This is a genomic window from Caballeronia sp. INML3B, from assembly GCF_023631305.1.
In the GTDB taxonomy this organism is placed as follows: Bacteria; Pseudomonadota; Gammaproteobacteria; order Burkholderiales; family Burkholderiaceae; genus Caballeronia; species Caballeronia turbans.
In genome coordinates, this window is sequence record NZ_JALQDI010000039.1 from 37,989 (window position 1) to 50,981 (window position 12,993).

General features: G+C 64.2%; 7 protein-coding genes. 2 read left to right on the forward strand and 5 right to left on the reverse strand.

Annotated elements, in window-relative coordinates:
- Positions 1-51 precede the first annotated feature (51 nt).
- Both NCS58_RS14580 and NCS58_RS14585 read left to right on the forward strand, forming a co-directional pair.
- The gene (locus tag NCS58_RS14580) at positions 52-207 is read left to right on the forward strand and encodes a hypothetical protein (RefSeq protein ID WP_250477275.1); all 156 of its coding nucleotides are present in this window, start codon (positions 52-54) and stop codon (positions 205-207) included.
- A gap of 462 nt (positions 208-669) precedes the next feature.
- Complete coding sequence (locus NCS58_RS14585; protein WP_284502274.1) at positions 670-1,725, forward strand: hypothetical protein; 1,056 nt, start codon at positions 670-672, stop codon at positions 1,723-1,725.
- Between the two features lie 112 nt (positions 1,726-1,837).
- On the opposite strand, the gene NCS58_RS14590 is transcribed toward NCS58_RS14585, so the two are convergent.
- From NCS58_RS14590 to glgX, 5 genes are all read right to left on the reverse strand, one after another.
- A complete protein-coding gene (locus NCS58_RS14590; RefSeq protein WP_250477278.1) occupies positions 1,838-2,710 on the reverse strand; it encodes a hypothetical protein in 873 nt (290 codons plus the stop codon).
- 892 nt (positions 2,711-3,602) lie between these two features.
- Positions 3,603-6,545 carry a malto-oligosyltrehalose synthase gene (treY, locus tag NCS58_RS14595; protein WP_250477279.1) on the reverse strand — a complete coding sequence of 981 codons (2,943 nt, stop codon included), beginning with the start codon at positions 6,543-6,545 and terminating at the stop codon, positions 3,603-3,605.
- A complete protein-coding gene (gene malQ / locus NCS58_RS14600) occupies positions 6,542-8,758 on the reverse strand; it encodes a 4-alpha-glucanotransferase (RefSeq protein ID WP_061118339.1) in 2,217 nt (738 codons plus the stop codon). The genes treY and malQ overlap by 4 nt, the downstream gene beginning before the upstream one ends.
- The gene (treZ, locus tag NCS58_RS14605; RefSeq protein ID WP_250477280.1) at positions 8,755-10,653 is read right to left on the reverse strand and encodes a malto-oligosyltrehalose trehalohydrolase; all 1,899 of its coding nucleotides are present in this window, start codon (positions 10,651-10,653) and stop codon (positions 8,755-8,757) included. Before treZ ends, malQ begins: the two co-directional genes overlap by 4 nt.
- Before the next feature lie 65 nt (positions 10,654-10,718).
- Positions 10,719-12,944 carry a glycogen debranching protein GlgX gene (gene glgX / locus NCS58_RS14610; RefSeq protein ID WP_061118337.1) on the reverse strand — a complete coding sequence of 742 codons (2,226 nt, stop codon included), beginning with the start codon at positions 12,942-12,944 and terminating at the stop codon, positions 10,719-10,721.
- Positions 12,945-12,993: the final 49 nt, after the last annotated feature.

Consider the following 12,993-nt stretch of genomic DNA (forward strand, 5'->3'; position numbering starts at 1 on the left):
AGTTAAGCGGAACGGGCGCAATGTTCGCGAATGCCACGCCGGGGCGTCTTTATGAGCGATCGCCAAGTGGGAGAGAAGCACATTTACCACGGCATCGACCGCGCTGACCCGCGCGCGAACATTCGCGTCGAAGCGCTAACGGCGCAGCAGATCGAGTTGACGCTCGCGTACGCTTCGGGCGAGTTAGGCGACAGCGCCAAGCATTGAACCCGTAACAACATGCGAACCGAGTTCGCGCCATACGTCAACGCGCCTGCGGGACGACCCCGGCGTTTGAGCGGCTCACAGTGAGCGCGCGTATTAATGCCTGTCGGCAATATTCTGATGCTTATACTGACGAGCCTAAGTTAAGTTCACCTATGCGACAAATATAGGAAATTTTCCATGGAAACTTATGATCTACATGTTGCGGCGAAGTGGGACATAGATATAGCGACTACCTCGTCCGTCGCGACGGTTTGCATCGTCAGCGGCACGAAGCTCTTCAGATGGTAAGCATAGAAGCGCCCCTCATTCTTCGAGTGTGCTTGACGCATCTCGCCGGCCATCGTGTTGCTATCCCAGAGGAAGCAGGTCCGCGTTTTGTTCGGCCGCTCGGTGCCAGGTCCGTCCAGCGCTACCTTACCGATTCGTCGGCCCAGCGCGTCGTAACGATATGCCCACTTTTCGTTGCGCGTGCACACCCGCACCGATCCAGATGGCAGCGTGACGCGCTATCACTACGATACGGAGGAACAACTTGTCGGCGTGAGCAATCCGCTCGGGCAGCAGTGGCAGCTTAAGAGCGATGCGAATGGCCGGCTGATCGAGGAAGTGGACTACTGGGGTCAGGCGCGACGCTACGCTTACGACCCCGCCGGACATTTGACGCGCTCCATCGATCCGTTAGGGCAAGCGCTTGCGATTCAGTGCGATGCCTTGGGGCGGGTCGTCAAGCGCAGCGCGCAGACGGGCGAGGAAGAGTGTTACGCCTATAACCGCAAGGGCCAACTGACCACAGCGAGCAACGCGCACGGCACGGTTGAGCGCACCTACGACACCGATGGCCGACTGACGCGTGAGACGCAGCAGCAGGCGTCATTCTCGGGAGCAATCGAGTACGCGTATGACGAGGCCGGGCGATTGGCGACGCAGCGGCGCCGCATGGATTCGGACGTCGAGGGCAAGAAAAGCGCATTCGAACAGACGCTAACGTATGGCTACGACGTGCTGGGCCATGCGAAGACGCTAAAGATCGACGAGCAAGAGCCGATTCGCTTTACGCGTGACATGGCGGGACGGCTCAGTCGTGTGGGCTTCTCGGCGGAACTCGATCACGCTCTTGAGTACGACCGCGCCGGGCGACTCAGCCGTCACACGACGATGCACGGCACACAGACTGTCGATCAGGTCGCTTACCGTTACGACGTGCTAGGCAATCTCACCGAGCGCGACGACTCGCGGCTTGGCGCAGACCGCTATCGCTACGATCCGTTAGGGCGCATCGTGGCGCATACAGACCCTGCGCAGACGTTGCGGCACTTCGTATATGACAGGCAAGGCGATCGTTTCCACCACCAGCACGCGAACGAGCGCGGGCGGCAGGTGCAGCATGACAATGGCGCACGTTGGTGGCTCGATGCGGCGGGACAGCTTACCGAGCGCCACGATACCCAAACCGGCGTGCAGCGCTTCACATGGGATGCGTTCGGTCGGCTCGCGGAGTTCGAGAACAGCCGCCCTTGACCGAAATAGGTATAGCTCGTGAGTTGACCGGCTTCGTCGGTATAGCGGATCAGATTGTCTTGCGCGTCATACTCGCAAAGCACGTCCCGCGAACCGGGCAAATGACACGCGCTCAAACGATTCTTGGCGTCCCAGCGATAAGTCGTGGCGTCTTCACCGGGCGCTTCTCGGCGCAGCAGATTGCCGCGCGCATCGTGCGCGAGGCGGATGCTTCGGCCCACGTCTGCGCCTTCGTGATCGCCAGCGCTTGCGAGCGCAGTGTTTCGAGTTGCGCGGGTGTGCCGTTGGTGATCGTGTCGTTCAGTGCGACAAACAACCGTCGAAAGTCAGCGTCGGGACCGCGTTCGTCGGATTCGGCAACCAGCTCGCGTGGCAACGCCTCCATGTGGTAGCGGCCGTGCAGCACTTTCGCCTGATGTGGGCGTTGCTTCGTGAGCCATGGCAGCGGGTTGGCGTCGGTCCCGGTCAGCACGAGCCGCAGGCGCTCGGTTTGCCATGCGTTGCGTTCGAGCCCGCCAAGCAGTTCGTCTAGCCAGCGTTCGAAATCGGCGGGTTTGCGGATAGGCTCGGGTTCGAGAACCAGCACCAGTTGGGGAAACACTTCGGGGTGATGGCGCATCAGGCTGCCGGTCAGCCGCAGAAGGTACGGCGTCGCCGCTTCGTTGCGATCTCGCGAGGGTGGCGTCCAGTCCGCCGTGATGCCGTTCGCCATCGAGCCTTCCTTGCCGCTCTCGTACCAGGCGACGATCTCATCGGCCACGGCGCCAGCGTATTGGTTCGCATCCTCGAAGCTCGATTGCGGGCGCAATACGGCGCTGGACAGCTTGTCTTGCCGTTGAATGTAAGCCGCGAGCATGCGCTGGTCGGCTTCGCTGGTATGCCAATAAAGCAATTGAGCTTGCTTGTCTTTTGCAAAACTTAGCCAGTCATCGTGAACGGCCATGAAGCGGCGTTCGACCGGATTGGTGGGATGCCAATTATTCATTTCTTCGTTTTAAGAAAGACCTTCCGCCGAGGCGGTCGACGCGATGTGTCATTCAGGTAGGGAGGTGTCCTATCGTTCGAGCGCAGCGGGCAAGCCGAGTGAGGGGCTCGGAGCCCGCGCGCTGCTAGAACGGTCGAATCGTGAGGCTCCGATTCGACCGGCGAAACGTATGCGAGATTCTTTTCAGGATGGAGACGGGGAAACCTTTAGGCCAGAAACACGGACGATAAGCAGCGAAAAATTGGATATCTCGTAAAATCAATTCGCTGCTCTTTCGATTGAATAGGCGCGCGCTCACGAAGGGATATTTCGACGGCCTGCTAAAGCCCGACAAGTACACAATCTCTCTCTTGATCTTGGAAGATTAGAACTCGTGTACAAGGGCACGATATCTTCGATCGTTCCATTCGCGAATGGGGGCGGCGTATCAGCGAATCCGGTTCGCATCGTTATTCGACCGACTCTGCCCGATCGGCAGATGGGGGCTGCCGCATATGCTTGGATGAGAGACCATGCGACCGGTGCGAGCGAATCTTGTTTGTAATGCACTCGTGCGAGGCGTACGCGAACGCGGCTTGTTTTTGCGAATGTTTGTCCGACACCGCTGGGCAGGTTTGAGGCGCGTTGCGCCCGCGCCGTTTTCCCGATGGCCTGGTCGATACGCTACGCAGCGTAAGCAGTCGCGCACGCGCGAATGAACGTCCGCGTGCTGCGGGAAGCGCAAAGCGTTGTCGTGGACGGCGAGGCGGTTCCCGGTGGGGAAGAGTGTTCGATTAGCGCGACGCTACAGGTTTTCTTTTCAGCAGCAAAAAAGTGACTGCCGCCCGCCCCGGGGCAGCGCTGATAAACCGACGCGAATACAGGATTCCGGAAGGGGAAGGAACGCTCCTCCTTAAGGCGTCGGTACACCTTCCTCAACCAGCAAAGCCACCGGCATAACCCCAAGCGCATCGCGCAAAAACAACCTCTCGCCTTCGGCCTTGGGCGCATTCGGGCTCAGCCAGTCGAACAACGCGCGAGAATGAAGCGCCTCGGGCAGCACGATGAAGGAATCGCCCCATCGCTCCGGCTCGACGAGCGGCACATCACGCCCAACGCCCAACAATGGCGCGGCAAGCCGCGTCGCAATCACGATCGCAAACGCGCTCCCTGCATGCCGCGCATAGGCGATCACGCGATCCGCATGTTCGCCTTGCACGTGAAGCGGCACATACTCGCCTTGAGCGAACAAAGACTCGCAATGCTTGCGCAAAGCCAAAGCCCGCCGCGCGAGCGCCAGTTTCACGCGCCCATCGCGCCAGTTCGCCAGTTGCTCCGAAGGCGGTCCTTTCTCTTCGACTTCAGCGAGCCACTGCCGGCGCAATTCATAGTCCGCCGGCCGCCGATTGTCGGGATCCACGAGACTGAAGTCCCACAGCTCCGTGCCCTGATAAAGATCCGGCACGCCAGGCGACGTCAATCGCAACAGCGTCTGCTGAAAACTGTTGATCGCACCCAGCGGCCCGATGCGCGCGACGAACGCCGACAACTCCTGCAGGAAGCCGTTGCGCCGCTGCGGCGCAACGATATCGAACAAGAAGTCCTTGCACGCGTTCTCATACGCTTCGTCGGGCGCGAACCAGCTCGTGCGCAACTTCGCCTCGCGCAGCGCTTTCAACTGCCAGCCCGCCACACGCTCGGCGAGCGCATGAACGCCCGCTTCGTCGTCGGGCGCGAGCGTCGGCGGCCAGCAGCCGATCAGCGTCTGATACAGCATCGCCTCAGCGGCCGGTCCCGGCGCCCAGTCATGCACATCGCCGGTTTCGCCATGTCCGCCGCTCGGTCCGCGACGCAGCGGCGTGTTCAATGTGGACCACTGCCTGAGCGTCGCGGCCCATTCATCGGGGATCTCGCTCAAGGCCGCGATGCGTGCGCGCACGTCCTCGCCGCGCTTGTGATCGTGCGTCGCCGTGCAAAGCATCGCGTGCGGAAAGGCGTCGAAGCGTTCGCGATTGCACGCATGAAATTGATCGACGGACAATGCAAATTCGCCCGGATCCGCGCCGACTTCATTGCGCGAAATGAGGCGTCCATAGCGATAACACGCCGTATCCTCGACGGCCTTCGCCGCCACCGGCGAAGTCAGTTGCGAGAACAGCGTCTGCGCCGCGCGCCGCTGCGCACCGCTCGACGGCGGCGGAGTCTGGCCCGCCGGCGCCTGATTGCGATCGCGTTCGCGATTGCGCTCCACGGCGCGATCACGGCCGCGCTCGGGACGCTCGGTGCGTTCATTGCGCTCGGCCTGCGGCGGCGCTTCGTCGGGCAGCTTGCCGCCGAGCCATTGCGCGACCTGATCGAGCACGACATGATCGGCGCGCGCAAGCACGGCGCGCGCGGCTTCGAGCGCCTGGGAGAAGAAGCGTTCGTCCTCGGGACTGCGCACGCCGCTCACCGGATAGACGCGATACACCGGAAACTGCACGACCAGCTCCGCGACCGCGCGCCTGATCGACGTGAAGGTGAAATCGCGCGTGGTGTGCGCATCCCGCGCGATGCGATGCAGCGCACGCGTCACGCGATCCAGTTCGGCCGACAGATTCTCCGCGAGTATCTTGCGGCGCGCGGCGAGCGCTTCGTCGGCGAAGCGCTCGCTCTTGCCGGTGATCTCGGCCCACAGCGCGGCGAGCGGCTCCGCGCCCGCGGGATCGTGCAGCAGCGCGCCCACGTCGTTCATGAAGTCATAACCGGTCGTGCCGTCGACCTGCCAGTCCCGGCGCAAGGGCTCACCGCGCGCGAGTATCTTTTCGACGACGAAATACGTGCGCCCATTACCGTGCCGCAACGCCTCGGGCCGCTCCTCCGACAACTCTTCCAGCCGCGCACGCAGACGCTGGCAGTATTCACGCGGCTCGGCGAGTCCATCGACGTGATCGACTCTCACGCCATCGATCAGACCTTCGGTAAAGAGTCTGAAGACGAGCGCATGCGACGCCTCGAACACCTCGGGCCGCTCGACGCGCACGCCGCCTAACGTGCTCACGTCGAAGAAGCGCCGCCAGTTCACTTCGTCGGCGGCGGTGCGCCACCACGCGAGCCGGTAATGCTGCCGCTCGAGCAGCCGGTGCAGCCGGTCGCGGCCCGCGGACGTATCGGGCGCGTGCGCGGCGAGGATCGCCTCGATCGCGGCCTGGCCGCCCTCGGTCTGCGCGATCGTGACGAGCGCGGTGCGCGCATCGGCGGCGCGCGGCTGATCGGCGGGCTGCGTCGTCAGGCCGGCGAAGCGTTGCGCGAGCTCCGGCGCTTCCTGAAACACGGCGGGATAATCGACCGGGCAAACCGGGAACACGTTCGAGTAATACTCGATGACGAAGCGCCCCTCGTCCGCGCGATACGCGAGCCGGATGTTGCCGCTCTGCAGTTCATCGCCATAGGCGCCGCCCAGAAACGGCGCGAGCACCTTGCCGCGCAATGCGGGATCGGGCGAATGCCAGTCGACGTCGAAGAAGCGCGCATGCGCGGCATGCCGGCCCCATTCGAGAATGTCCTGCCACCACGCGTTTTCCGATCCGCCCACGCCCATGTGATTCGGGACGATATCGACGATGAGTCCCATCTCGTGCGCGCGCAGCTTCTCGACGAAGCGCCGCAGACCCTCTTCGCCGCCCAGTTCGGGATTGACCTGCGTGTAGTCCACGACGTCATAGCCGTGCGTGGAGCCGGCGGTCGCCGTCGTGATCGGCGACACATAGGCGTGACTCACGCCAAGCCGCGCGAAGTAGTCCACTTGCGCGGCGGCATCGTCGAAAGTGAAGCCCTTGTGAAGCTGAAGCCTGAGCGTGGAACGCGGTACGGTCATGGTGTTTCGGGTTTCGATGTGTGTTCGTTCGGTTGCACGGAGCGCTTGCGCGCGGCATCGACGGCGAGCAGGCGGTCCGCAAAGGCATCGTCGAGAAACAGTTCGTCGACGGGCAGAACGAGCCGCCTTCGCCAGTTTGGATGTTCGTCGATCGAGCCCGGCAGGTTCGGCTGCTCCGCGAGCGCAAGCAGGTCTTCGAGCGGATACGTGACGAGCGGCGCGGGCGTCGCGGCGACGAAGGCGAGCGCTTCATCCACGGGCGCATTGTCGATGTCGGGCGCATCCACGTCGCCGGGCGCGATGCCCGCATCCTGGAACGCGCGCCACAATTGCTCGCGATCCGCGCCGCGCTCCTCGAGCGCCGCCTCGACGGCGTCGCGGCCATCGGCGCGCGCCGTCGTCTGGCCGATCTTCGAGCGCCACACGATATCCTCGCCGCGCCACCATCCGGTGACGGTCGGCAGATCGTGCGTCGTCGTCGTCGCGGTGACGCCGCTGTCCCATTCGCGCGGCGGCTTGAAGCCCGGCCCATTCACTTCGCGTTCGAACCACAGCACGCGAATGCCCAGCAAGCCGTGCTCCTGCAAGCGCTCGGTGAAGCCCGGCGGCACCGTGCCGAGATCCTCGCCGACCACGATCGCGCGATGCCGCCACGATTCCAGCGCGATGAGCCGCAGTAGATCCTCCAGCGGATAGCGCAAATATGCGCCGTCCTTCGCGCTTTCGCCGTCGGGCACGAGCCAGAGCCTGCGCAAGCCGAGAATGTGATCGATGCGGATGCCGCCCGCGCGCGCAAACGCGCAGCGCAGCATGTCGATGAACGCCGCGAAGCCCTGCGTGCGCATCGCGCGCGGCGAGAACGTCGTCAGGCCCCACGATTGCCCCGCCTGGTTGAAGAGATCGGGCGGCGCGCCGACGGACACGCCCGTCAGCATCTCGTCGCGATACGACCAGGCATGACTGCCCGCGCTGTCGCATCCGACGGCGAGATCCGCGACGAGTCCCACGGCCATGCCCGCATCGCGTGCGGCGTGCTGCGCGTGCATGAGTCCCTTCGCGGCGAGCCACTGGGCAAAAAGATGGAACTCGACTTCGCGCCGATTGGCGTTCGCGAACGCCGTCACCTCGGCGCTGCGCGGATCGCGCAATGCTTCGGGCCAGTTGCGCCAGTGGCCTTCGCCGTTCTCCGCGATCTGCACGGCCTGCAGCGCTTCGAAGCGCGCGTGATCTTCGAGCGGGCGGCCGCCTTTCTCGACGAACGCGGCGAAGTCCTTCGCGAAGAGCGAGTCGCGGTCTTCGGAGAACGTATCGAAGAGCGCGCGCAGAATCGCGAGACGCGCTTTCGATGCGCGCGGCCAGTCGATGAGCGCAAGGCCTTCGAGTTCGGCGAGTTCCCCGGCGAGGCCGGTCTTCTCGATCGCCGCGCGCGCCGCCGGCGCGCCGAGGACGGCGGCCGGATCGACGTGGGCGACGTTCAGAAAGAGTCGCGACGACGGCGAATAAGGGCTGAACTTGTTCGGCTCGGCGCTGAACATCGCGTGCATGGGGCTGATCGCGACGGCATGTCCGCCGCGCTTCGCGGTTTGCGTCGCAAGCGACGCCAGGGCCGTGAAATCGCCGATGCCGCCATCGCCGTTGCGCCGCAGGCCGTACACCTGCGCGGCGACACCCCAGAGCGGCGGCGCCGTGTCCGCCGCCGCCGTGTCTTCGCCGAGCGCGCGCCACGCATCGTCGATCGTGTAGCAGCGCGCCGGCGCGACCGCGAGCGTCGTGCGATGGTCGTTGATGACGAGCGTGTGATAGCCCGGCTCCGCGATCGGCGAGAGCAGCGCGATCTCGCCCTTGGGCGACGTGAAGCGCCCGTCGATCACCGCGCCGCTTTCCAGTTCGATGCGATAGCGCGCGCCCGACTTCGCCGCCGACACCGGCAGCGCGATGCCGCGATCCACTTCGGCGGTGATGAGCGGCGGCAGCTTGCGGCCGCTCATTTCGGCATCGACGGCGGCCATGCTCTGCCTGATCTGCGTGGCGTTGCCGCACGGCAGGCCGAGCTTTTCGAGCAGGATGCGCAGCGTCGTCTCCGGCACGCGCTGCGTGTTCTTGTGCGCGTCCTGCCATTCGATCTCGAAGCCCGCGCGTTCCGCGAGCGCCTCGATGCTGCTCACGGGACGCGCGGCGCGGGCGCTGTTCGTCTTGCTTGCGGCGGCGCTCACGAGCGTTTTCCTTCGGCCGATGCCGGTTCGAAGCGGCGCGCATCGTGCGCGATCGCGTATTCGTTCACCTCGCCGGTGAGCCAGGCGAGGAAGGTGCGGGCGCCGAGCTCGCCGTCACGCGCGCGATCCTGCGCGCGCGCCGGCGTCTCGAAGACGAGCTTGCCCGGTGGACATTCCTTCAGCGCGATGGCGCTCTCGCCGAGATTGAGCGCGACGCTCAGCGTCTCGCCGTCGCCGAGCTTCCAGCGCGCGACGAGCGCCTTGTCGCCGAGCACGTCCGCGCCGAGCGATTTCGCGCCCTTCAGACGCGGCGTCACGAGCTTCGCGCGCACCGTGAGCGCCGAGCGGTAGAAGTGCAGCCATTCGAGCCGGTCCTCTTCGTCCTGCTTGTCCGACAGCTTAGGCGAGGACGCCTCGAAGGTCTTCGCGTCGTTCGGATCGGGAATCTGCGCGCGGCGCTTTTCGTCGCTGAACACGGAGAATTTCGCGAATTCCTTGCGGCGGCCTTCACGCACCGCATCGGCGAGTTCGTCGTGATAGTCCGTGAAGAACAGGAACGGCTGCTTCGACCCGTATTGCTCTTCCATGAAGAGCAGCGGAATCTGCGGCGACAGCAGCAGGAGGCCGGTCGCGGCGAAGAGCGATTCGTCGTCGGTGAGTGAACGCAGGCGATCGCCCATCGCGCGGTTGCCGACCTGATCGTGGTTCTGCAGGAACATCACGAAGCGCGTCGGCGGCAGATGCGCGCTCTTTTCGCCGCGCGGCTTGCCGTCGTGTATCGGCGACGGGTCGCCCTGATACACGAAGCCTTCCTTCAGAACGCGCGCGAGCTTCTCGATCGGCTTGTCGCAATACGCGCCGTAGTAACTCTCGTCTTCGCCGGTCAGAAGCACGTGCAACGTGTTGTGCGCATCGTCGTTCCATTGCGCGTCGAAATGCGATTCGAGCAGATTCGCCGTGTTGTGCTCGTTCTCCAGCACGAGATGCACATGACGGCCCGCCTCGACCGAACTGCGCACGCGATGCGCGAGCTCGCGCAGCCATTCGTCGTCGTTGATCGCATGCACCGCGTCGAGCCGCAGGCCATCGAAACGGTATTCGTTGAGCCAATACAGGGCATTGTCGAAGAAAAAGTCGCGCACTTGCGGGCGCTCGAAGTCGATCGCCGGGCCCCAAGGCGTGTCCACGCCTTCGCGGAAAAAGGTCTTCGCGTATGCGTTCAGATAGTTGCCGTCCGGGCCGAAGTGGTTGTAGACCACGTCGAGGAAGACCATCAGGCCGAGGCCGTGCGCCGTATCGATGAGCTTCTTCAGGTCTTCGGGACGGCCATACGCCGAATCGGGCGCGTAGGGCAGCACGCCGTCGTAGCCCCAGTTGCGCGTACCGGAGAAATCGTTGAGCGGCATCAGTTCGATGGCCGTCACGCCCAGTTGCGCGAGTTCGGGCAGACGTGCGGTGACGCCCGCGAAGCCGCCCATCGCGCCGACATGCAGTTCGTAAAGCACGGTTTCTTCCCACGGCCTGCCGTGCCAGTTCGTGTGCGTCCAGCGATACGCGCGCGGATCGACGACTTCGCTCGGGCCGTGCACGTCCTGCGGCTGAAAACGCGAAGCGGGGTCGGGCACCGCGAGATCGTCGTCGAGCCGATAGCGATACAACGTGCCCGCGCCGCCATCGGCCTCGGCTTCGAACCAGCCGTCGCCGGTCGGCTGCATGTCGACACGTTCGGGCGTGCCGCCCGCACGCTGGATTTCGACTTGCACTGCATCGCGCGATGGCGCCCAGAAACGGAAACGCGTGCGCGGATTCTCGCGTGCGGCGCCCGTCAGATGAGCGCCGAAAGGAAGGCAATACGCATGTTGATGCTTGTGCGGATCGATCGGACGTTCGGACATGATTTCCTGCCTGTATGTGCTGCTGTTTCGACGATGTTCCGCGATGGGTGAACGGGTTGCGCGCGTCAGTGCGGAGAGTCGATTTCCGGCTCGCGATGCGACGGCAACGTGCCGGGATCGGGCGGCAGCGCCGTCAGAAGACGCGGCCCCTGATGCGCGCCTGCCATCCACACCGCCTGCCAGTCCGCCTCGCCGGTGGGCTCGGCCAGCATCACCACGACACTGTGCGAGGCCACCTCGATTTCGCTTCCGACGAGCGGCCGCGTGACGGAGTCGGGCTCCGCGCTATCGAGGAGCACGTTCCATTCCAAGTGCGGCGCGGGCGGCGTGAACACGAGCGATTGCGACGATGCGTTGAACATGATGAGCAGCACGTCGATTTCGCCATCGACGCCCGGCCCGGCGCGCCGCAGCGTGAGCGCGCGGCCCTCCGGGTCCTGCCATGCTTCGATCGAAAGCGCGGTGCCGCGTTCATCGAACCAGCTTACATCGTAGAGACCCGGCAGCACTTCGCGGTCGCCGTAAAGAAAGCGGGTTTCGCGCAGAACCGGGTAGTTTTTGCGCAGTGCAATAACTCTTGCGACAAACTCCGTCATCTCGACGCCTTTCGGGCTTGCCGCCGCGTCCCAGTCGAGCCAGGAAATCTCGTTGTCCTGGCAATAGGCGTTGTTGTTGCCGTGCTGCGTGCGGCCGAATTCGTCGCCGGCGAGGAGCATCGGCGTGCCGAGCGAGAGCAGTGTCGTCGCGATCATCGAGCGGGCGAGACGCGCGCGCACGCCGAGGATCGCGGGGTCGTCGGTCGGGCCTTCGACGCCCCAGTTCGCGCTGCAGTTTTCGTTGTGGCCGTCGTTGTTGCCTTCCTGATTCGCTTCGTTGTGCTTGTGCGAATAGGCGGTGACATCGGCGAGCGTGAAACCGTCATGTGACGCGACGAAGTTCACCGATGCCCACGGCTTCCTGAAGCGGCGATTGAAGAGCTCCGCGGAACCGGTGAGGCGCGCGGCGAGATCGGGGCGCATGCCTGAATCGCCGCGCCAGAAACGTCGCACGCCATCGCGATACTTGTCGTTCCATTCAGCGAAGCCGGGCGGATGATTGCCCACCTGATAGCCGTCCGGCCCGATGTCCCACGGCTCGGAAATGAGCTTGCGCGTGGAGAGGACCGGGTCCTGACGGACCGCATCGAAGAAGCCCGAGCCCGGATCGAAGCCATGCCCCTCGCGGCCGAGCGTGACGCCGAGATCGAAGCGGAAGCCGTCGATGTTGAACGCGGTGCACCAGTAGCGCAGCGAATCCATCACCATCTGCAGCACGCGCGGGTGCGACAGGTTCAGCGTATTGCCGCAGCCGGTGTCGTTGATGTAGTGGCGTTCGTCGCCGGGAATCAGGCGGTAATAGCTCGCGTTGTCGAGGCCGCGCCACGAGACCGTGGGTCCGAGTTCGTTGCCTTCGCACGTGTGGTTGTAGACGACGTCGAGAAATACTTCGATGCCCGCCGCGTGCAACCGGCGCACGGCGATGCGCATTTCGTTCAGACGATGTGTCGAGAGATAGGAAGGCTCCGGCGCAAAGAACGCGGCGGTGTTGTAACCCCAGTAGTTCCTGAGGCCGCGCTCGACGAGGAAGCGGTCGTTCAGAAACGCATGCACCGGCAGGAACTCGACGGCGGTGATGCCGAGCTTCTGCAAGTGCTCGATGAACCACGGCGACGACAGCGCCGCGAAGGTGCCGCGCTCGTGCTGGCGGATGTCGTTGCGCAACATCGATGCACCGCGCACGTGCGTCTCATACACGATGGTTTCGCCCCAGGGCGTGTCGGGGCGCACGTCGCGCGACCAGTCGAAGGCGTCGTCGGTGACGATGCACTTGGGCATCGCGGGCGCGGAATCGCGGCGATCGACTGACATGTCGAGCCGGTTCGAATGCACGCGATAGCCGAAGAGCGCGTCCGACCAGCGCCAGGGACCGACGAGTTTTTTTGCGTAGGGATCGAGCAGAAGCTTGTGCGGATTGAAGCGATGCCCCTGCTGCGGCTGATACGGGCCGTGCGCGCGGAAACCATAGACCGTGCCCGGATGCGCGCCGGGCAGATAACCGTGCCAGATTTCATCGGTGCACTCGGGCAGGTCGAAGCGCATCAGTTCCTTGCGGCCGGTGCTGTCGAAGAGACATACCTCGATGCGATGTGCATTCGATGAAAACACCGCGAAGTTCACGCCCAGACCGTCCCAGTTGGCTCCGAGCGGGTAGGGGGCGCCCGGGAGTAACTTTTCGGGGAGTGCATTTGCCATGTGGCGCGTCCTTTTTTGCCTTCTTTCGCCGGTTCGGCGGGTTGGGGTA